This is a genomic window from Vibrio sp. MM46, assembly GCF_027587135.1.
Classification (GTDB): Bacteria; Pseudomonadota; Gammaproteobacteria; order Enterobacterales; family Vibrionaceae; genus Vibrio; species Vibrio harveyi.
The window spans coordinates 304885-326146 of record NZ_JAPPTO010000002.1; the positions used below are offsets into that span (position 1 = coordinate 304885).

Here is a 21262-nt window from a genome sequence, read left to right on the forward strand (position 1 = left end):
GCTTTACTTCAATTCTGTGTCAAACGGTCGTGTTTGTAAGTCAAAACCGTCAGAATTTACTTGTAAAACTGAGCCTTGGGTATACCAATCACCTAAAACGATGCGGGTGTTTTTAGCACCATTAAGTTCAAAAAAATGTGTATTTGGACGATGTGTATGACCGTGAATCATCAAGTTGACGCAGTTTTGAGACATAACACGTTCAACTTCGCCTTGGTTTACATCCATGATATCGAGAGACTTGGTTTTTTTATCATCTCGAATGTCTGATTGAACCTTGGTGACAATTCTTTTCTTAACGAACCAAGGAATTCGATTAAACAACCATTGAAGCCATGGTTTATGAACGGTTTTACGAAACTCTTGGTATTTCACATCATCAATGCAAAGTGTATCGCCATGTAAGATAACGGCTTTTTGACCATAGAGGTCAATCGTACAAACGTCGTCGAGCAACGTCATACCGGTTTCTTTGCAAAAGCGTTTACCTAGGAGGAAGTCTCGGTTGCCTTGGATGAAGAAAACAGGGACACCAGAATCCGTCAGCGCTTTAAATTCAGCGCGGATCTGGTCTGCGAAAGGGGTGTCATCATCGTCACCAATCCAAAACTCGAACAAATCACCGAGCACATACAAAGTATCTGCATGGATCGCCTCTGTACGCATGAACGTGACAAAGCACTCCGTGATGTCCGGACGTGATGGGGTAAGATGAAGATCAGATATAAATAATGTCGTCATAGAAATAAGGGGAGGCGAAGCCTCCCCACAAACTTATCTCTTGGTGGCAATTCTAAAGAATTACTCTTCGATTGTAGTACCAGTGATCATTACATCTTCTAGAGGTACGTCTTGGTGCATGCCGTAAGAACCAGTGCTAACGCCTTTGATCTTGTTTACGATGTCCATGCCTTCGATTACTTCACCGAATACACAGTAACCCCAACCATCTAGGCTTTCGCTACGGAAATCTAGGAACGTGTTGTTGTTTACGTTGATGAAGAACTGAGAGCTTGCTGAATGCGGCTCCATAGTACGAGCCATAGCAAGTGTACCCACTTTGTTGCTAAGACCGTTGTTTGCTTCGTTCTTGATAGGTGCACGTGTAGCTTTTTCACGTAGGCCAGACTCCATACCACCACCTTGGATCATGAAGCCGTCAATAACACGGTGGAAAAGAGTGTTGTCGTAGAAACCGTCGCGGCAGTACTGAAGGAAGTTTGCGCTTGTCTCTGGCGCTTTCTCTTCGTTTAGTTGAATCTTGATGTCACCAAAATTAGTGTGAAGGGTGATCATGCTACTTTCCTTTACTGTGTTGTATTGAAACTGCGATTCTAGCCTAAGTTATTACGCTTTAAAAACTCAGGAAGAACAAATTCATAGTTTTGTGCTTGAAGTTTAGCCGATTATCGTTTTATCGGTTAATTGCTATTACCTAATAAGGTCTGAGTTGTTATACTCGGCGTTCTTGTTATTCATTCACAATCATAGATAGAGATCATGTTAAAGATATATAACACACTCACAAGACAGAAAGAGGAATTCAAACCAATTACAGCCGGCAAAGTTGGCATGTATGTCTGTGGAGTTACCATCTACGATCTCTGTCATATTGGTCACGGTCGTACTTTCGTTTCTTTTGATGTTGTTTCTCGTTACCTACGTTACCTTGGTTACGATCTAACGTTTGTACGCAACATCACTGATATCGACGACAAAATCATCAAACGCGCGGCAGAAAACGGCGAGTCTTGTGATTCACTTACTGAACGTTTGATCGGTGAAATGCACGCTGACTTTGATGCACTAAACATGAAACGTCCTGACGTTGAGCCTCGTGCGACTCAGTTCATTGCTGAAATCATCGAATTGGTTGAAAAGCTAATCGAGCGTGGTTTTGCTTACGTTGCAGACAACGGCGACGTAATGTTCGAAGTGGGCAAGTTCAACGAATACGGAAAACTGTCTAAGCAAGATCTTGACCAGCTTCAAGCTGGTGCTCGTGTCGATATCGAAACAGCAAAACGTAGCCCGCTAGACTTCGTACTTTGGAAGATGTCTAAACCGGGAGAGCCAACATGGGAATCACCATGGGGGCCAGGTCGTCCAGGTTGGCACATTGAGTGTTCTGCTATGAACTCGTCAATCCTAGGCAACCACTTCGACATTCACGGCGGCGGTTCTGATCTTCAGTTCCCACACCACGAGAACGAAATCGCGCAATCATGCTGTGCACACGACACTCAGTACGTGAACACATGGATGCACAGCGGCATGGTAATGGTAGACCGTGAGAAGATGTCAAAGTCTCTAGGTAACTTCTTCACTATCCGCGATGTTCTAGGTCACTACGATGCTGAGACCGTTCGTTACTTCCTAATGTCTGGTCACTACCGTAGCCAGCTAAACTACAGCGAAGATAACCTAAACCAAGCACGCGCGTCTCTTGAGCGTCTATACACATCTCTACGTGGTCTGGATCTAAATGCTGCGCCAGCGGGTGGTGAAGAATACGTAACTCGCTTTACAGCAGCGATGAACGATGACTTCAACACACCAGAAGCTTACTCAGTACTGTTTGACATGGCGCGTGAAGTAAACCGTCTGAAGACAGAAAACCTAGAGAAAGCGAGCGAGCTAGGTGCGCTAATGCGTGAACTGGCTGATGTGATCGGTATTCTTCACCAAGATCCAGAAGCATTCTTAAAAGGTGATGCAGGTGACGACGATGAAGTGGCTGAAATCGAAGCACTAATTAAGCTACGTAACGATTCTCGTGCAGCAAAAGATTGGGCTAACGCAGATATGGCTCGTGACAAGCTGACGGAAATGGGCATTGTTCTGGAAGATGGTCCAGAAGGCACAACGTGGCGACGTAAGTAATTGAATCTTTTAAAAGGGCTGATGATTCAGCCCTTTTCTTTACAAGCTTTTATAAATTCTAAACTTTAACGAAGGTAGTGCTCTGTGGCTCAGATGTATTTCTATTACTCGGCAATGAACGCGGGTAAATCGACAACTCTTCTTCAATCTTCATTTAACTACCAAGAACGTGGCATGACGCCTGTGATTTTCACAGCAGCGTTAGATGATCGCTACGGCGTAGGTAAAGTGAGCTCTCGTATTGGTTTGCAATCAGACGCGCATTTGTTCCGTCCAGATACCAACCTTTACCAAGAGATCGCGGCACTGCATGAAGTTGAAAAACGTCACTGTATCCTAATTGATGAGTGTCAGTTTTTGTCGAAAGAACAGGTTTACCAACTAACAGAAGTGGTTGATAAGCTGCATATTCCTGTACTCTGCTATGGTCTTCGTACCGATTTTCTAGGCGAACTTTTTGAAGGCAGCAAGTACCTGCTATCTTGGGCAGACAAGTTGGTGGAACTCAAAACGATTTGTCACTGTGGTCGCAAGGCAAACATGGTTATCCGTACTGATGAGCACGGTGTTGCAATCAAAGAAGGTGATCAAGTCGCAATCGGTGGTAACGATCGTTACGTATCCGTTTGTCGCCAGCATTATAAAGAAGCACTTGGTAAGTAAGCCAGTCTAGATAAGAGTTAGATAAGAAAAAGCCACCGAATTCGGTGGCTTTTTACTGTCTAGCTGTTGGTCCGTAAGTGAAGGATTACGCGAGACCAAACTCAAACTTTTCTCGAAGTGCTTGATAAGAAGACTCAACGTGGGCAGGAATCTCTTGTTTTGTTTGAAAGCCTTTCTCTGGGTAGGTTTTCACACGAGAAAAATCCTCCATGAGCGCTTCAAGCACCATCATTAATGGCATTTCTTCGTTGATATATTCAAAGAAAGGGTGCGCTGTGGACGTGACTTGAAGCTGTGAATAAGGCGATTGCCACTGTTTTTCAAAGGTTGCAATGGCGCGTCTTTCCATAAATGGCTTTTGAACCAAAATCAGAGAGTCACAGCTAATCCCTTTTTCTTTCAATAACAGCTCAGTGAAGCGAACGTTCTCGCCACTGTTACTCGACTTTGTTTCGAGCAATATTGCTTCGTTCGGTACGCCTGCAAGCTTGGCGATATCTGCAAAAATCTCAGCTTCACTTCTCTCAAATAAACCATCCGTAAAACGCCCTTCGCCACCAGAAAATACAATGAGTGGCGCAAATTTTTGATGGTAAAGCTTAGCGGCGTGTTCGGCTACGCGTAAGTCATTACTGCACATTACAAATAGGCAGTCAGCAGGCTTTAGCTTATGCTTGAGTTGCATGTACTCCCACAAGGTTTCAATGTGTTGATAGAGTTTCATAGTGCGTCCAGCGTTGAGGTGAATTGGAACTGGTAACCAAGCGAGATAAGTTTGTCTGCAAGGATTCGCTTATCGGCGGTTTCGGTGACTGGCGGAAGGGCAATGTCTAAATCACTTTGCGTAATGGCAGCTTGATAAAACTCAGCTTTGCTGACGGTATTTGGCGTGGTCGCATTAACTACCTCATTTTCAATTTGATTGAGCGCGAAAGCCGTTGCCGCAACAGCATCGTTTTGATGCACCATATTCGCTGGCGCTTTGCGACTGACCTGTTTTAATCGCAACGCAAAGCGAGACGGGTGTCGGTCGGCACCAATCAAACCACTACAGCGAACGATAGCGTAGTCAATACCGGAGTCCATCACGTATTGCTCGGCTTGCAGCATAATACGTGCATTATCAGAGAAATGCGGATTGTCTTGCGCTAAAGCGAATGTGGCGTCTTCCTCTCTCATATCGACGGGCAAATTTGGATAGACCGTCGTTGAACTGACCATCAAAAGCTTTTCCACACCACTTACTTTTGCGGCTTCAACTAAACGTTGCCATTGCTGTGCGTATTCTTGTCCGTTTCCTTTGCGAAAACCTGGAGGAAACGATCCGACAATGCGTTCTATTTGTTCTTGTTTGATCAGTTCGACAATTTTTTGTTGAGCTATTGGTTCGCTAAGGTCAAGTTGAGCCGTTCGTACGGAAGTGATTGGAAGTTCATCTAGCCTAGATTGGCTACGACGGGTAACCGTAACATGGTGTCCTTGGTCAGCTAAAGTTTGTGCAAGTGGCGCTCCTAGCCAGCCTGCGCCCACGATCAATATATTTGCCATCTGTATGTTCCTACGGTATGCCCTGATGACTACTCAAACAGGGTTTGTAACTCTAATCTGGCTTGTTGATGCAGGGGATCGGAATGCCATTTCTGATGTTGTATCAAATCAATGTTGACTTGCCATGCCAGTTTTGTGAATTCTTCGCCAAGTTTCACTAAGGTATTTGGTGCGTAAGACACCAAATGTTCAGGAAGAAAGCACCAGCCAAATCCCTTGTTCGCCAGTTCTAATAATATGTAGTAATCATCAGCGTACCAGATATCTGGGCTAAACGCCTGATTAAGACCGCTCACGTCTTCATTCTTTGAACGGATTACCAGTTGACGATGTTGCTTTAGCTCGTCGATGTTTCGGATTGGCTGTATTGCTAAAGGGTGTTGTGATGAGACAAACACATCAAAACCAATATGCCCTAGGTTAGATAAATCAACATTCTTAGGCATTTGTAAGTCACTTAAGATGATGCCCGTTGTCGCACGTTCTGATTTAATTAGTTCAATAATGTCAGGGCTGGATGCGGTCAAGCATTCTACCTGTAGACTTGGGAACTTTTTTTCTAAATTTTTCAATGCAATCGGGAGGCGGGTGAGCGGAATCCCTTCGTCAACAGCAAGGACAAGCTTGGTTGCAGGGCTGGAAAAAAGTTGAGACGCTTTATTATTCAGTCGGTCAAGTTGGCTAAGCGTTGCAAGTGCGTAAGGCATTAACTCATGACCTTTCTCCGTCAGTTTTGGATAACGACCAGTTCGATCAAAAAGGTCCACGCCGCAATCAAGTTCCATGTTCATGATGTGCTGACTGATCACCGATTGTGCTCGTCCAAGCTTACGGGCTGCTGCGGAGAAAGAACCAGCTTCTGATGTAGTGGCGAAAGCTTGTAGTTGTTCAATAGTAAACATATCGTTTTAACCGATGGTACCTAACTTTTACTTATCTTAATGATAGATAAAATGCCAGTCATTGAGTAGAACTATTTAGGTAAAACATCATGACTCGTAACGAACGTATCTTTCACGCTGTACTATTTGAAATGATTGCATTGGCGATCATTATTCCTGCTGCTTCTTTAATAACAGGGAAGGGATCCAGTGACTTAGCAGTGGTGGGTATTGGTCTGAGTCTTTACACCGTAGTTTGGAACTACATTTATAACTTGTACTTTGACAAGTGGTTTGGTCCAAACCGTGAAGAGCGCAGTCTAGCGATGCGCATTGGTCACACTTTGGGGTTTGAAGGTGGATTAATCTTCTTGTCTATTCCGGTGATCGCGTGGTTTTTGGAAATCACTCTGCTACAGGCATTAGCGTTAGAAGCGGGCTTCTTAATTTTCTTCTTATTTTATGCAACGGGCTTTAACTGGGCGTATGATAAAATTCAACCATTTGGAAAAATGAGAAAGCTCATTGCTTAATATAGTGAGTCTAGATAAATTTAATTATCAAAAAAGCCACCGTTGCGGTGGCTTTTTTAATTCCGATACTGGTTTATTTAAATATCGTTATTCAGCAGAAAGGACTCGAAGAATTTTATCTGCGTGTTCTGCAACTTCGATACCTTCGTCAGTTAGATAACCGCCATCAGGTTGTGTACATAGTTGTTTTTCGTACAGACGAGCAACGGCTGCCTGCATTTCTTCAGAAGCTTCTTTGTGGACTTTGATGCCTGTTGCTGCGCTGCTTAAATCGAATTGAAGAAGTAGGTTCAGTTCGGCGATATGGTCAGCTGAATATTTCATAGGTAATTCCTTCGTACTTTTTTATCCAAGCTAGTCTGAAAACTAAGGTTGAGCAATAGAAAACCCTTAGAAATGTTAAGTGTAGCGCTATAGCTCTGATATAACGCGGAAATTTTATTCTACGGTAAACATTTGACCCAAATATTAATAATGGTTAGGACAATAACTCATAGTTGAATTTTATCGATTACTCTCTCAACAACAACAAATTTGGTAAACATGAAAAATAGCCCTTGAAAAAGTCTGGAAATGGAGCGATTATCCGCGCCTCGTTAATTGTTTCTAAATGTTACACTTCCATGAACTTCAATCAGTTTGACTCATTATTACCACCTCAGGCTGCTGAACGTGCCGCCGAAGTAGGTGTTGGCAAAGCAACTAAAGCTCCAATGAAATCTTTCCTGTTGGCAATTTCAGCAGGTCTTCACATTGGTATCGCTTTTATTTTTTATACAACCGTAACCACAGGTGCTGGTGATCTTCCATGGGGCATTACACGTCTTATTGGTGGTTTGGCATTCAGTCTTGGTCTGATCTTAGTGGTAGTAACCGGCGGCGAGCTTTTTACTAGCTCAGTTCTTACGCTGGTGGCACGTGCAAGCGGCAAGATTTCATGGAAAGCCTTAATGAAAAACTGGCTGGTTGTGTACTTCGGTAACATGGTTGGTGCGGTTTTGCTTGTTGTGTGTATGCTGATCACCAAACAGTACATGTTCGACGGTGGTCAAGTGGGCTTGAATGCGATGGCCATTTCGCAGCACAAACTGCATCATGGCTTTTTCCAAGCTGTCGCGCTGGGCATCATGTGTAACGTTTTGGTATGTATCGCAGTTTGGATGACGTTCAGTGGTCGCACATTGACTGATAAAATCGCCGTAATGATCTTGCCGGTAGCTATGTTCGTTTCTGCTGGCTTTGAGCACTGTATCGCTAACATGTTCCAAGTACCAATGGCGATCGGTATTAAATACTTCGCACCTGAATCGTTTTGGCAAATGACAGGTGCAAACATTGCAGATTACGCGGATCTAAACATGATGGGATTCTTAGTGAACAACCTAATCCCTGTGACAATCGGTAATATCATCGGTGGTGGTGTCTTCGTTGGCATGTGGTATTGGATGATTTATCTACGTGATGAAGACAAGCATCTGAAATAACTTTTAAAAAAGGCAAGCTAAATGGCTTGCCTTTCTTTTATCTAAACTTCGCTCAACCGATGTTTAAACCAATTCTTCGTTGATGCCATATTCGTTTGGAATCCAATGAGACGTCATTTCTACCGGTTCCTGAGTCAGCCAATCAACGGGCGAATCTGACTGCAACTCATCGAAGTTTTCTCGTACGGCTAACCTATCCATGGTGCTCTCCCTATGTCGTTTAATTGCACTTTAGAAGAGTAAGATGACGGTTCAATGACCAATCAGTGACCATTAAATTTCGCAGTGTACAGTGGTCTCAAAGTTGCGCTTATGTTTCTGGTTGCTTATGGGTTTTTGGGGTTTATCCACATTTTCTGTGGATAACCTGTCTCAAAGATCGTGAGTATCTTTTTTGATCGAGAAAAATTCATAAAATGAGACGCTTATGTGATGACGAAGTGACCGGTTTTATGTTTTTTCCTTGTTGATAAACTTCACTTTAATACGTCCTTCTTTGGTTTGTACACAACTTAGTGTCATCTCTAAAGTGATCGCTACAGACACACTGAGCATGACAAAAATCGCCAGCATAATAACCAATTGATACTTGATGGCGACCATCGGGCTAGCACCACCTAAGATCTGACCTGTCATCATACCAGGGAGCGTCACCAAGCCTGTTGTCGCCATAGAAGCAAGAATTGGCGCAAGGGATTTGCGAAGGGCTTCTTGAAGAAAAGGGAAGGAGGCATACCTAGGAGCGGCTCCCAATGAGATGGCTGCCTCGTACTCTGACTTGCGTTGTTCGAAAGCGGTGAATAAGTTCTGCAACGCGACAATATTGCTGCTTAAGCTATTGCCTAACAGCATGCCTGCTAACGGAATCATGTATTGGGCATTGTAGAATGGTTCTGGCTTTACGAGACCTAAAGTGATAGCGGCAAGAAGAGGGACTAGACTGCAAGACAAGCCAGTAATCAGTGGGAGCATGAGTGGTTTCTTCGGAAGATTAGCTTTGCCCACAATTGAGCTTGCTCCGACGACAACCATAATGGATAACCACAGTAAATTTACGAGTAAGCTATTTAGCTTAAAAAGGTATTCCAGATACACACCAACCAAAATGAGTTGCACTGTCATTCGCACAACACTCATTGCTGTATCTTTCGCAATTCCTAATTTATAGCGAGCATTGATGGTGAGTGGAACAATAAGAATCAAACTAAAAAGTGCAAGCTCAAACCAATTTATATCGACAACTTGATTCATAAACCTTCTCCCAAAATCAATGCTTTGATTCTAACGAAGTGGCATAGGTTTATGAATTGCTAAGCTCTGTTTTTTCGCAATCTCATCGACAAAATGATCGCTAGGACTTCGTGAAGTTTTCTTAACATAAAGATCACAAAGCATTGTCTTTAGTCGAAAAAATAGCGATTTAGTAGCACGAAAAAATCCATAAAAATGTAAACAAAGTTAATCTCATGTTGTATTCTTAACATGTTTGCAAAAGACTTATTTTTTCACATCTATTAATATTCTTTCACAAAGAATATCAATCAAACACATCTCTGGATGAGCTCAAAAAAGTGTTGGATAACAAGGGCTGGAGCGTCAGATTTGATTGAACCTTACTATTAGTATGGTCTAACATTTTCCAATAGAGATTGTAAAAAACTTAAGCTTGGTAACGCAGGCTTTTCAATAACACTAGATACAAAATAGGCAAATGTATGAGTGATGTTAACAAAATTGAGAGTGGTGAAAAACGCTCCCTGGAGTGGAAGTCTTTCCTCTTCATTGCAGTTGTTCTCTTCCCAATTCTGAGTGTGGCTTTCGTAGGTGGCTACGGATTTATCGTTTGGGCACTACAAGTGTTCTTCTTTGGTCCTCCAGGCGCACACGGCATGTAAGCCAGTGAGCTCACAACCACACTTTTGAAAAGATTTTAAGAGAGCAAATAATGAAATCATTAATCATTAAACTGTGGCGTACGATGACGCGCCCGGCAGTTCATATCAGCCTTGGCGTGCTGACTATGGGCGGTTTCATCGCTGGTGTTATTTTCTGGGGTGGTTTTAACACCGCACTAGAAGCAACCAACACAGAAGAATTCTGTATTAGCTGTCACACTATGCGTGACAACGTATACGTTGAACTGCAAGACACGGTTCACTGGAAAAACCACTCTGGTGTTCGTGCTACATGTCCTGACTGTCACGTTCCACACAACTGGACAGATAAGATCGCTCGTAAAATGCAAGCATCTAAAGAAGTATTTGCACAAGTATTTGGCAACTACGACGAACCGGGTGTTTTCGAAGAGCGCCGTATCGAACTTGCTAAACACGAATGGGATCGTTTCTCTGCAAACAAATCTCTAGAGTGTAAAAACTGTCACAACTACGATTCTATGGACTTCGAGCAAATGTCTCCAACGGCTCGTATCCAAATGAAACAAGCAGCTGAGAAAGACCAAAGCTGTGTTGACTGTCACAAAGGTATCGCACACAACCTACCAGCAGGTATGGATAGCATTGGTGGTATCGTTGGTGACCTTGAAGGTATGACTTCAAACACTGACTACGGTGTAGGTCAACAACTTGTAAGTGTTCGTCACCTACCAATCTACTTCGACGATAAAGGTGCTAAAGAAGCAGGTCTTCTAAACCCAGCATCGACTGTTAAAGTTCTTGAAGAGAAAGGCGATTACGTTGAAGTTGAAATCGATGGCTGGCGTAAAGCGAAAGGCTTCGGTCGTGTAATTCAAGAAGACTTCGGTAAGAACATCGCAGTAGCATCACTACTAAAAGAAGCATCAACAGACGCTAACGTTGTGACTGCTGGTGAGAAGAAAGTTGATGAGCTAACAGGTCTTCCTTGGGAGAAAGTAGCTGCGAAAGTATGGATCAAGAAAGAATCTATGCTGAACGACATCAACCCTGTATGGGAAAAATCAAAAGAAGCTTACAAAACTAACTGTTCTGTATGTCACACACAACCTGCTGAAGCGCACTTCGATGCGAACACATGGCCAGGTATGTTCGACGGTATGCTAGCGTTCGTTAACCTAGATACAGACAGTGAAGCACTGATCTTGAAGTACCTACAGAAGCACTCTTCAGATTATGCTGAAGGTCACCACTAATAAGCGTCGGATTGGAGTAAATTAAATGGCTATTACACGAAGAAGTTTTCTTAAAGGTGTAGCAACCACAAGTGCAGCGTCAGTTATCGGTCCAAGCTTATTGGCTTCAGCATCTGCAAACGCAGCTGAGACTACTGGTACTTGGAAAGTAACAGGTTCACACTGGGGCGCGTTCCGCGCCCACATCTACGCGGGTAAAGTTCAAGAGATCAAACCGCTAGAACTAGACCAGAACCCAACAGAAATGTTGAACGGCATCAAGGGCATCATCTACAGCCCATCACGTGTTCGTTACCCAATGGTTCGTCTAGATTGGCTGAAGAAGCACAAATACAGCGCTGAGACGCGCGGTAACAACCGTTTCATCCGTGTAACTTGGGACGAAGCTCTAGATCTGTTCTACCGTGAGCTAGAACGTGTTCAGAAAGAATACGGTCCATGGGCTCTACACGCAGGTCAAACTGGTTGGAACCAAACTGGTGCGTTCAACAACTGTACGGCACACATGCAACGTGCTGTAGGTATGCACGGTAACTTCATCACTAAAGTAGGTGACTACTCGACTGGTGCAGGTCAAACCATCATGCCTTACGTACTTGGTTCAACAGAAGTTTATGCACAAGGTACGTCTTGGTCTGAAATTCTAGAGAACTCAGACAACATCATTCTTTGGGCAAATGACCCAGTGAAAAACCTGCAAGTAGGTTGGAACTGTGAAACGCACGAATCTTTCAACTACCTAGCGCAGTTGAAGGAAAAAGTAGCGAAAGGCGAGATCAATGTTCTTTCTGTAGACCCAGTTAAGAACAAGACTCAACGTTACCTAGAGAACGATCACCTATACATTAACCCGCTAACAGACGTAGCATTCATGCTTGCTGTTGCGCACGTACTGTACAACGAAGACCTATACGACAAGAAGTTTATTGAAACTTACTGTCTAGGTTTCGAAGATTTCATCAAGTACGTTCAAGGTGAAACGAAAGATAAAGTTGTTAAGACACCTGAGTGGGCTGCTCCTATCTGTGGCGTGAAAGCGGACAAGATTCGTGAATTCGCACGCATGCTAGTGAACGGTCGTACACAAATCCTTATGGGTTGGTGTATCCAACGTCAAGAGCACGGTGAGCAACCATACTGGGCAGCAGCAGTAGTTGCAGCAATGGTTGGTCAAATTGGTCTGCCTGGCGGTGGTATCTCTTACGGTCACCACTACTCAAGTATCGGTGTACCTTCAACTGGTTTCGCGGGTCCTGGTGGTTTCCCTCGTAACCTAGATACTGGTATGAAGCCGAAGTGGGACAACAACGACTTTAACGGTTACAGCCGTACTATCCCTGTTGCTCGTTGGATCGACTGTCTGCTAGAACCAGGCAAAGAGATCAACTACAACGGTGGTAAAGTTAAACTTCCAGACTTCAAGATGATGGTGATCTCGGGTTGTAACCCATGGCACCACCACCAAGATCGTAACCGCATGAAGCAAGCGTTCCAGAAGCTACAAACAGTAGTAACGGTTGAGTTCGCTTGGACTGCAACGTGTCGTTTCTCTGATATCGTGCTTCCAGCATGTACTCAGTGGGAACGTAACGACATCGACGTGTACGGTTCTTACTCGAACAAAGGTTTGATTGCTATGCATCGTCTAGTGGACCCATTGTTCCAATCTAAGCCAGACTTCCAAATCATGAGTGAACTGACTCAACGCTTTGGTCGTCGCGACGAGTACACTCGTGGCATGAGCGAGATGGAATGGATCCGCAGCCTGTACAACGATTGTAAGAAAGCGAACGACGGTAAGTTCGAAATGCCAGAATTTGATGAGTTCTGGGAGAAGAGCGTACTAGACTTCGGTCAAGGTAAGCCTTGGGTTCGTCACGCTGACTTCCGTCAAGATCCAGAAATCAACCCACTGGGTACACCTTCTGGTTTCATCGAGATCACTTCTCGTAAGATCGGTCGTTACGGTTACGAACACTGTCAAGAACACCCTATGTGGTTCGAGAAATCAGAACGTTCACACGGTGGTCCTGGCTCTGACAAACACCCGTACTGGCTACAGTCTTGCCACCCAGACAAGCGTCTGCACTCTCAGATGTGTGAATCTGAAGACTTCCGTGCAACTTACGCTGTTCAAGGTCGTGAGCCTGTATACATCAACCCGGCTGATGCAAAAGCGAAAGGCATCAAAGACGGTGACTTGGTACGCGTATTTAACGATCGTGGTCAGCTTCTTGCTGGTGCTGTACTTACTGACAGCTACCCACGTGGTGTTATCCGTATCGAAGAAGGTGCGTGGTATGGTCCTCTAAACGAGAAAGTAGGTGCAATCTGTACTTACGGTGACCCTAACACTCTAACTCAAGATATCGGTTCTTCTGAGCTAGCACAGGCGACTTCTGCGAATACATGTATCGTAAACTTCGAGAAGTTCACTGGTAAAGTTCCACCAGTTACTTCATTCGGTGGTCCAATCGAAGTTGCTTAATCAGAGCACTAAGCTTTAAATAAAATACCAGCCTTCGGGCTGGTATTTTTTTGACCAAATTTCAGTGAGCATTCTCTCAATACCGAGTTTGGGCTTGCTCAAGAGCAACAGATTCGTGACGTCGATAACGAATTGAGCAGCAGAAGCGGAGGATAATGAGCCAAACTAAACAATAATAATCAAGTGAGTAGATTTTCTATGGCTCAGACCATTCAATTGGCCAATCACACTGAGATCTCAGTAAGTGATAACGATCTTCAATTCGAAATCGTCGGCAACCAAATTCACTTTTCTTTTGCCGGGATACACAATAAAACCTTTACTGACCGTGAAGTCTTGTTTCAAATGCCTTTTCTCTATGAGCAAGGCGCAACCGTTATCGGTGATGGCTTCCAAATGTTGGCACAGACCAGCGGTACCATTTCTCAACCTATCGACATTGGTCGTTGCCCCGATAACAACAATTCCTACCGTATTTACCCTGAGAGCGCACCAAAGCGTTACTACAACTATTTAGCTGTAGAAGACTCTGCAGGTTACACCTTATTTGGTTTCACTACTTGCCGTCGCTTTGCTGGTTACTTTGAGGTGAAGCAACATGGTGAACATTGGGTACTTTCAGCAGCAATCGATGGTGAAAGGACGCAAGTTGCAGACTGGGAACATAACCATCTTGAATCGGTTGTTGTGTTACGTGGGAGTTCGTTATCTGAGCTGTATCAAGAATACAGTGAGATGATTGCAGAACATCACCCAGCACGTAACGGAGTAATGCAAGACGCTCCGGTTGGTTGGTGCTCTTGGTATGCCTACTACGCGGACGTGACCGAAGGCAACGTTTTGGAAAACGTGGAATGTATGCAAGACAACCTAGCTGAGCTCGAATGGGTACTGCTAGATGATGGCTACCAAGCATTTATGGGAGATTGGCTAACGCCTTCAGATAAGTTCTCTGGTGGTGTAAAAGAGCTGATTCATAACATTCGTGCAAAAGGTAAAAAACCAGCCATTTGGATGGCACCATTCATTGCCCAGCCAGAATCAGAAATCTTCAAAAAGCATCCCGATTGGTTTGTGCGTCACGAAGACGGAGAGCTTCTGAAAGCTGAAGATGTCACCTATGGTGGTTGGCGTTGTACACCTTGGTACATTCTCGATACTTCAAACCCTGAAGTCCAAGATCACTTAACTCACGTCGTATCTGTCATGCGCGAAGAGTGGGGTGTTGAGCTATTCAAATTAGACGCAAACTATTGGGGCACTTTAAAAGGTAAGCGCAGTCAATCGGGCGTAACCGGTGTAGAAGCCTACCGTATGGGTATGGAAGCGATCGCTAAAGGGGCAGGAGATGCATGGCTATTGGGTTGTAACGCACCAATGTGGCCTTCTCTGGGCTTAGTCGATGCCATGCGTGTGTCTGACGATGTAGAGCGCCATAGCCATCGCTTTGAGCAAATTGCTAAAGAGACCTTCTTCCGCAGTTGGCAGCATCGCAAGTTATGGCAAATCGACCCAGATTGCGCAACGTTCACTTCATTACCTAACCAAGCAGCCTCGCGTGAAGATTATCAATTCCATCGTAACGTGCTGCTAGCGTGTGGCGGTCTACTGCTTTCCGGTGACCCTCTACCAGAAATCACCCCATTTGCGAGTAAGACGCTAGCGAAACTGATGCTGCGTCAACGCCGTAATCAAGAATCGGCTAAGTTTACCGCATTAGGTTTGAACCATGCTTTTCTGCCACTAACATCTAAGAATGATCTGCACTGTTTGTTCAACTACGCGAACGATGATGCGACAGAATTTACGCTTACCGCAGACCAACCAACAGATTGGTATGATTACTGGACCGGGGAGAAGCTCAATCAAGAGCCATGTCAGTTATTGCTAGTCAGCTTAGATAAAGGGTTAAATGCTAAGGCTGTCGTGACAGCAATGTAATTGGAAAAGTGAGCCAATCTCGTCCTTTTCAGAAATAAAGGCTAAAATTACTGTAAATGATAACTATTATCATTTACAGTAATGCTAATGAAAGGTAGAATCCTTCTATCTTTTCAAAGTAACTATTTGCCTTCTGGAGAAAACAGGGATGAGATTAAAAATTGGTTCTTTTGCCAAACCTGCGGTTGTACTTTTGTCTATGATGTCACTTGGATTAAGCACGGCAGCAATGGCAGCCGAGAAATTTAAAGTAGTGACAACTTTCACCATTATTGCGGATATGGCTCAAAACGTAGCTGGTGATGCGGCTGTTGTTGAGTCGATTACTAAGCCTGACGCTGAGATTCACAACTATCAAGCGACCCCTGGTGATATTCGACGCGCTCAAGGCGCGGATCTTATTCTGTACAATGGTTTGAACCTAGAACTGTGGTTCAAAAAGTTCTTCAAAAATCTTCATGATGTGCCAAGTGTGATTGTGACCGAGGGTGTGCAGCCGATGAGCATCGCTCAAGGTCCTTACAGTGGCAAACCTAATCCCCATGCTTGGATGTCTCCAAGTGATGCTCTGATATACGTCGATAATATTCGTGATGCACTAGTGAAATACGACAGTGTTAATGCAAAGACTTACCAAAAGAATGCTGAAGCATACAAAAAGCAGATCATGGATATGGTTCAGCCTATTCGTGAAAAAGTGGCTCAAATCCCAGAAGACAAACGTTGGTTGGTAACAAGTGAAGGGGCATTCAGCTATTTGGCTCGAGACTTCGGTCTTAAAGAACTCTACCTATGGCCAATCAATGCAGACTCGCAAGGTACGCCACAACAAGTTAAACGCGTTATTGATGAAGTTCGTGCAAATCAGATCTCTGCGGTATTCAGTGAAAGCACGGTATCGGCAAAGCCAGCACAGCAGGTTGCGCGTGAAACAGGGGCTAAATATGCAGGTGTCTTGTACGTGGATTCATTGAGCAGTAAAAACGGTCCAGTGCCAACCTTCTTAGACTTACTGAAAGTGACTTCAAACACAATCGCAGAGGGTCTAGAACAGTAATGGCAGGAATTAAAGTATCAGACATTAGTGTCACTTATCGCAACGGTCATACCGCGCTATATGATGCAAGTTTTTCTCTTCCAAAAGGATCAATTACGGCTCTTGTTGGTGTGAATGGCAGCGGTAAGTCGACGTTATTCAAATCCATTATGGGGTTTGTACCGGTTAGCCAAGGATCGGTTGAGATCCTTGGTATGCCGGCAAAAAAAGCTCTAAAACAGAATGTTGTCGCGTACGTACCGCAAAGCGAAGAAATCGATTGGAACTTTCCTGTTCTGGTTGAAGATGTTGTCATGATGGGGCGCTATGGTCATATGGGATTACTCCGCATTCCAAAGCAAACCGATCATGACATGGTGACGGCTGCACTTGATCGCGTGAACATGACCGCGTTTAGAAAACGCCAAATAGGTGAACTTTCTGGCGGACAAAAGAAACGTGTTTTTCTTGCGCGAGCATTGGCGCAAGAGAGTGACGTTATTTTGCTGGATGAACCTTTTACTGGTGTCGACGTTCAAACGGAAGAACAAATCATGGCGTTGCTGCGTGACTTACGTGATGAGGGCAAAGTCATGCTGGTATCCACGCACAATTTAGGTAGTGTGCCAGATTTTTGTGACCGCACCGTATTGATCAATCGAACAGTGCTTGCTTCCGGGATGACTAGCGAAATCTTCACTCCTGAAAACCTCGAACTTGCATTTGGTGGCGTCCTTCGACACTTCATCCTTGGCGGTAAAGATCTTCATGAAGATGATGATGAGCGTAAGTTGACAGTATTGTCTGACCACGAACGTCCAGTTGTTATGTATGGTGAGCAGCAAGCTGTTCCGGTTTCGCGTCCAGACAAGTAAGGAGTTCATTTTTATGGATTATTTACTCGAACCTTTTCACTATGGCTACATGGTGAATGCCATGTGGGTGAGTGCATTGATTGGCGGTGTCTGCGGCTTTCTGTCGACTTACCTAATGTTGAAAGGCTGGTCACTCATTGGTGATGCACTTTCTCACTCGATCGTTCCTGGGGTTGCTGGTGCATATATGCTCGGCTTACCTTTTGCCTTTGGCGCGTTTTTGTCTGGTGGTCTTGCTGCCGCTGGAATGTTGTTCTTGAGCCAAAGAAGCAAATTAAAAGAAGATGCCATCATTGGTTTGATATTTACGTCTTTTTTTGGTCTGGGGTTATTTTTAGTTTCTCTTTTCCCTGCCGCGGTGAATATTCAAACTATTGTATTAGGTAATGTGCTCGCCATCACGCCGACCGATACATTCCAGTTAGTTATTATTGGTGGTATCTCGCTTGCCGTTATGCTCGTCAAATGGAAAGACCTAATGGTGGTTTTTTTCGATGAGAACCATGCCAAGAGTGTCGGACTGAACCCGACCCGATTGAAAGTGTTGTTTTTTACGCTTCTAAGTGCATGTACTGTCGCAGCGTTACAGACCGTTGGTGCTTTTTTGGTTATTGCGATGGTTGTTATTCCAGGGGCTACAGCGTATTTAATGACTGACCGATTTTCACGCGTGATTGTTTACGCTGTTGCAATTGGGTCTCTAAGTTCATTCGTTGGTGCATACGTCAGTTACTACATTGATGGCGCGACTGGCGGGATCATCGTTTTACTGCAAACAGCTTGTTTCTTGATGGCATTTGTTTTCGCACCTAAGCATGGTCAAATTGCGATTAGACGTAAAAGCAAGCAACAAATCGCAAAAAAGAATCGTGAATCAGCGTCTTCAATGCCTATGATGAATAAGGAGCACAAAAATGCTTGATACACTCCTTATGCCTTTTACCTTCACATTCATGCAGCAAGCATTCTTGATTGTTTTGCTTGTTTCAATTCCAACGGCTTTATTGTCTTGCTTCCTTGTGTTGAAAGGTTGGTCGTTGATGGGGGACGCCATCGCGCACTCGATTCTTCCTGGTGTGGTGATTGCCTATATCCTTGCTATCCCTTACACCGTTGGCGCGTTTGCTGCGGGTATATTTTGTGCGCTTTCAACAGGCTACTTAAAAGAAAATAGCCGTATCAAAGAAGACACCATTATGGGCGTAGTCTTTTCTGCCATGTTCGCGCTTGGTCTCGTATTGATGACCAAAATCGAAGTAGGCGTCCACCTAGATCATATCTTGTTTGGTGATGCACTAGGTGTGAGTTGGGCGGACATCATTGAAGCCGCAATCGTCGCTTTACTTGTTGTGCTGTTTGCGGTGTTCAAAGGAAAAGATTTGTTAGTTTTCGTATTTGATTACCAACACGCGCAAGCAATTGGTCTGCCTGTTAAGTTTCTCCATTATGGTTTGCTTTCGTTACTATCGTTAGCCATTGTCGCTGCACTTAAGGCTGTTGGGATGATCTTAGTTATCGCGATGCTGATTGCTCCCGGGGCAACTGCATTCTTACTAACGCGCCGTTTCCACAGCATGGTGTTGCTTGCCTTATGTATGTCACTGCTGAGTGCTTTTCTTGGTGTGTACTTGAGCTTTTTCATTGACAGTGCACCAGCGCCTACCATCATTCTCATCATGACGCTGAAGTTTATTATTGTCTTCTGCTACACCAGTTATAAAAATAGGAAAGTGGAGTTTAAATCTGGCGACACGATAGAACAGTTTTAAACCAGACTTTTCATCAAAGCCCAAGTATTGAATTGCTTGGGCTTTTTTCGTTGTCACTACTATACCCAAGTAACTTCGAGATGCTAGGTTCAGCGAGACTGACTTGGTTTGTAGACGCGGCGGCGATTTAAAGGTTTTGTGGGTCTAAATCAAGAATCGGCAACAAAGTATACAAGCCAAGGCCCTTATATTTGCAAGGAGCGCCCTTTGGGAGCGTGTCTTTGACTCGCTTTTTTAGTCAAACAAATGGCTGCGTCAAACAACTTGGAAAGAGCTGGCTATTACACTGCGTTGTTTTCCTTGCTCTCGAATCAATGACAACGCTCTGAATCCTGCATCCTGAAGTCACTTGGGTATAAACGACCTCTATTGAATGAATCCTGTGTGTTGTGCTTGTCGGGTGAATTTATTGAGTCTTTTTTACGTTTTGAAATTAGGACAAAAGCAAAATTTCAGGTAAAGTAACCGCCTTTGTGAGCAAACTCGCTTCCTTGGTGCAATTCGTTACGTAATTCACCCCGTTAGGAAGCCATCAAATTGACTTGAATAGGAAGAGACATGATTCTAGTTGTAGGTCATAAGAACCCAGACAGTGACAGTATTTGTAGTGCACTAGTTGCAACTGAACTTCTAAAGGCGCGTGGTGTTGAAGCAATGCCAATTCGTCAGGGCGAAATTAACCGTGAAACTCAGCACATCTTAGAAGTAGCTGGCGCAGAAGTTCCTGAGCTACGTACTTCAGTTGCGGGTGAAACAGTTTGGCTAGTAGATTACTCAGATCTAGCGCAAGCACCAGACGACATCGCTGAAGCTGAAATCGCGGGTATCGTTGACCACCACCGTCTAGGTGATGTGATGACAGTAAACCCAATGGAAGCATGGATCTGGCCTGTTGGTTGTACTAACACAGTACTATTCAACATGTTCAAGATTGAAGGTCACGAGATCACACCTCAAATCGCTAAGCTAATGATGTCAGCTATTCTATCTGACACTGTTGGTTTTGCTTCTCCAACTTGTACTCAAAAAGACAAAGACGCTGTTGCTGAACTAGCGGCAATCGCAGATGTGCAAGATGTTGACGCATTCACTAAAGATCTTCTAATTGCTAAGACAAACATCGAAGGTCTATCTGCTGCTGAGCTTGTTGAAAAAGACCTGAAAGGTTACCCATTCAACGGTCGTGACGTAGTCGTAGGTCAGGTCGAGCTTGCAACTCTTGAGCAAGTGGATGGCATGATCGATGCGCTAGAAGCTGATCTAGAAGCGCGTTGTGCAAACGACAACCTAGCATTCGCGGCAGTGATGCTAACAGACATCACTACTGCTCAAACTCGTCTTCTATACAAAGGTGAGTGGGCTGAGAAGCTTGTTAAGCATGAGAAAGATGGCATGCTAATGATGGAAAACACGCTAAGCCGTAAGAAGCAAGGTTGGCCTTGGCTTCAAACTGAGCTTGCGTAATTTCATTGTTACCAGTTTATACTTTAGATGCCCGCCCTTCGGTGGGCATTTTTCTATGGGAAATAGGAGACGACTATGTCTGAAGCATTAACCCAAGAGCAGATGGACACCATTAACCGCTACAATGAAGAGCAGCGTTTGAAATACTGCGTAAAAGAAATCGTAGCGAACCGCAAAGTGTGGATTCTGAAAGACGAACACGGTTGTGTCATGCTAAACACAGAAGATGACGATTGTGTACCAGTTTGGCCAAACGAAGAGTTTGCACAGCAATGGGCAACGGGTGACTGGGAAGAATGTGAGCCGGAAGCTATTTCATTGAACAAGTGGCACAGTCGCTGGACGTCCGGCCTAGAAGACGATGAGCTCTCTGTCGTGGTTTTCCCAAACCAGAATGAGGAAGGTGTTGTTCTTTTTCCTGACGAATTTGATTTTGAACTGCGCAAACAAGAAAGCCGTCGCTAATTGGGTCGAGTCGCGTCTTGATATCCAGTAATACTAAAAAGCCTGCGTTGATGCAGGCTTTGTTATTTTTGTCAGTAATTTACGATTTTCTGAGAGACAAGG

The 21262-nt window shown here is 44.2% G+C and carries 22 protein-coding genes; 14 read left to right on the plus strand and 8 right to left on the minus strand.

Annotated features, from left to right (window positions below; genetic code table 11):
• Window positions 1–3: 3 nt before the first annotated feature.
• Together lpxH and OH459_RS03365 are read right to left on the minus strand one after the other, a co-directional pair.
• The gene (lpxH, locus tag OH459_RS03360) at window positions 4–741 is read right to left on the minus strand and encodes a UDP-2,3-diacylglucosamine diphosphatase (protein ID WP_026138395.1); all 738 of its coding nucleotides are present in this window, start codon (window positions 739–741) and stop codon (window positions 4–6) included.
• Window positions 742–801: 60 nt separating this feature from the next.
• On the minus strand, window positions 802–1296 hold the full coding sequence (locus OH459_RS03365) for a peptidylprolyl isomerase (protein ID WP_005437228.1): 495 nt from the start codon (window positions 1294–1296) through the stop codon (window positions 802–804).
• Window positions 1297–1500: 204 nt separating this feature from the next.
• Here OH459_RS03365 and cysS point away from each other — a divergent pair, with 204 nt between their 5' ends.
• Both cysS and OH459_RS03375 read left to right on the plus strand, forming a co-directional pair.
• Entirely contained in the window at window positions 1501–2883 is a 1383-nt protein-coding gene (gene cysS / locus OH459_RS03370) for a cysteine--tRNA ligase (protein ID WP_005437232.1), read from the plus strand.
• 84 nt (window positions 2884–2967) lie between these two features.
• Window positions 2968–3546, plus strand: coding sequence for a thymidine kinase (locus OH459_RS03375; RefSeq protein WP_005450744.1), 579 nt, complete (start codon window positions 2968–2970; stop codon window positions 3544–3546).
• Window positions 3547–3631: 85 nt separating this feature from the next.
• Here the strand turns inward: OH459_RS03375 and OH459_RS03380 are convergent, their stop codons facing one another.
• Genes OH459_RS03380 through OH459_RS03390 form a run of 3 tightly spaced genes read right to left on the minus strand, consistent with a single transcriptional unit; the run spans window position 3632 to window position 5996 of the window.
• Window positions 3632–4270, minus strand: a complete 639-nt coding sequence (locus OH459_RS03380) for a YdcF family protein (protein ID WP_050936167.1) — start codon at window positions 4268–4270, stop codon at window positions 3632–3634.
• Window positions 4267–5094: an NAD(P)H-binding protein gene (locus tag OH459_RS03385; protein WP_009698172.1), complete on the minus strand. Its 828-nt coding sequence runs from the start codon at window positions 5092–5094 to the stop codon at window positions 4267–4269. The genes OH459_RS03380 and OH459_RS03385 overlap by 4 nt, the downstream gene beginning before the upstream one ends.
• Before the next feature lie 29 nt (window positions 5095–5123).
• Entirely contained in the window at window positions 5124–5996 is an 873-nt protein-coding gene (locus OH459_RS03390) for a LysR family transcriptional regulator (protein WP_005450739.1), read from the minus strand.
• 89 nt (window positions 5997–6085) lie between these two features.
• On the opposite strand from OH459_RS03390, the gene OH459_RS03395 reads away from it, so the two are divergent.
• Window positions 6086–6508 (plus strand): PACE efflux transporter, encoded by a 423-nt coding sequence (locus tag OH459_RS03395; protein ID WP_005450737.1) that lies wholly within the window; start codon window positions 6086–6088, stop codon window positions 6506–6508.
• 87 nt (window positions 6509–6595) lie between these two features.
• Here OH459_RS03395 and OH459_RS03400 read toward each other — a convergent pair whose 3' ends face one another.
• Complete coding sequence (locus OH459_RS03400; RefSeq protein WP_005430269.1) at window positions 6596–6832, minus strand: TIGR02647 family protein; 237 nt, start codon at window positions 6830–6832, stop codon at window positions 6596–6598.
• A gap of 299 nt (window positions 6833–7131) precedes the next feature.
• Here OH459_RS03400 and focA point away from each other — a divergent pair, with 299 nt between their 5' ends.
• Entirely contained in the window at window positions 7132–7992 is an 861-nt protein-coding gene (focA, locus tag OH459_RS03405; RefSeq protein WP_005450735.1) for a formate transporter FocA, read from the plus strand.
• 63 nt (window positions 7993–8055) lie between these two features.
• Here the strand turns inward: focA and OH459_RS03410 are convergent, their stop codons facing one another.
• Together OH459_RS03410 and OH459_RS03415 are read right to left on the minus strand one after the other, a co-directional pair.
• Window positions 8056–8193 carry a hypothetical protein gene (locus OH459_RS03410; protein ID WP_005450732.1) on the minus strand — a complete coding sequence of 46 codons (138 nt, stop codon included), beginning with the start codon at window positions 8191–8193 and terminating at the stop codon, window positions 8056–8058.
• 249 nt (window positions 8194–8442) lie between these two features.
• Window positions 8443–9243 (minus strand): ABC transporter permease, encoded by an 801-nt coding sequence (locus OH459_RS03415; protein WP_029789470.1) that lies wholly within the window; start codon window positions 9241–9243, stop codon window positions 8443–8445.
• Window positions 9244–9707: 464 nt separating this feature from the next.
• Here OH459_RS03415 and torE point away from each other — a divergent pair, with 464 nt between their 5' ends.
• From torE to OH459_RS03465, 10 genes are all read left to right on the plus strand, one after another.
• Window positions 9708–9887: a trimethylamine N-oxide reductase system protein TorE gene (gene torE, locus OH459_RS03420; RefSeq protein ID WP_005450728.1), complete on the plus strand. Its 180-nt coding sequence runs from the start codon at window positions 9708–9710 to the stop codon at window positions 9885–9887.
• A gap of 50 nt (window positions 9888–9937) precedes the next feature.
• On the plus strand, window positions 9938–11122 hold the full coding sequence (gene torC, locus OH459_RS03425) for a pentaheme c-type cytochrome TorC (RefSeq protein WP_005450726.1): 1185 nt from the start codon (window positions 9938–9940) through the stop codon (window positions 11120–11122).
• 25 nt (window positions 11123–11147) lie between these two features.
• Entirely contained in the window at window positions 11148–13610 is a 2463-nt protein-coding gene (gene torA, locus OH459_RS03430) for a trimethylamine-N-oxide reductase TorA (protein ID WP_005450724.1), read from the plus strand.
• Window positions 13611–13808: 198 nt separating this feature from the next.
• Entirely contained in the window at window positions 13809–15551 is a 1743-nt protein-coding gene (locus OH459_RS03435) for a glycoside hydrolase family 36 protein (protein ID WP_269985645.1), read from the plus strand.
• Between the two features lie 148 nt (window positions 15552–15699).
• Complete coding sequence (locus OH459_RS03440; RefSeq protein ID WP_005450720.1) at window positions 15700–16608, plus strand: metal ABC transporter substrate-binding protein; 909 nt, start codon at window positions 15700–15702, stop codon at window positions 16606–16608.
• Window positions 16608–17462, plus strand: coding sequence for a manganese/iron ABC transporter ATP-binding protein (locus tag OH459_RS03445; RefSeq protein ID WP_005450718.1), 855 nt, complete (start codon window positions 16608–16610; stop codon window positions 17460–17462). Before OH459_RS03440 ends, OH459_RS03445 begins: the two co-directional genes overlap by 1 nt.
• A gap of 13 nt (window positions 17463–17475) precedes the next feature.
• Window positions 17476–18384: a metal ABC transporter permease gene (locus tag OH459_RS03450; RefSeq protein WP_017819516.1), complete on the plus strand. Its 909-nt coding sequence runs from the start codon at window positions 17476–17478 to the stop codon at window positions 18382–18384.
• Window positions 18377–19231, plus strand: a complete 855-nt coding sequence (locus OH459_RS03455; protein WP_005450714.1) for a metal ABC transporter permease — start codon at window positions 18377–18379, stop codon at window positions 19229–19231. Before OH459_RS03450 ends, OH459_RS03455 begins: the two co-directional genes overlap by 8 nt.
• Window positions 19232–19789: 558 nt before the next feature.
• On the plus strand, window positions 19790–20695 hold the full coding sequence (locus tag OH459_RS03460; RefSeq protein WP_005450712.1) for a manganese-dependent inorganic pyrophosphatase: 906 nt from the start codon (window positions 19790–19792) through the stop codon (window positions 20693–20695).
• Window positions 20696–20770: 75 nt separating this feature from the next.
• Complete coding sequence (locus OH459_RS03465; protein ID WP_005437260.1) at window positions 20771–21160, plus strand: DUF2750 domain-containing protein; 390 nt, start codon at window positions 20771–20773, stop codon at window positions 21158–21160.
• Window positions 21161–21262: the final 102 nt, after the last annotated feature.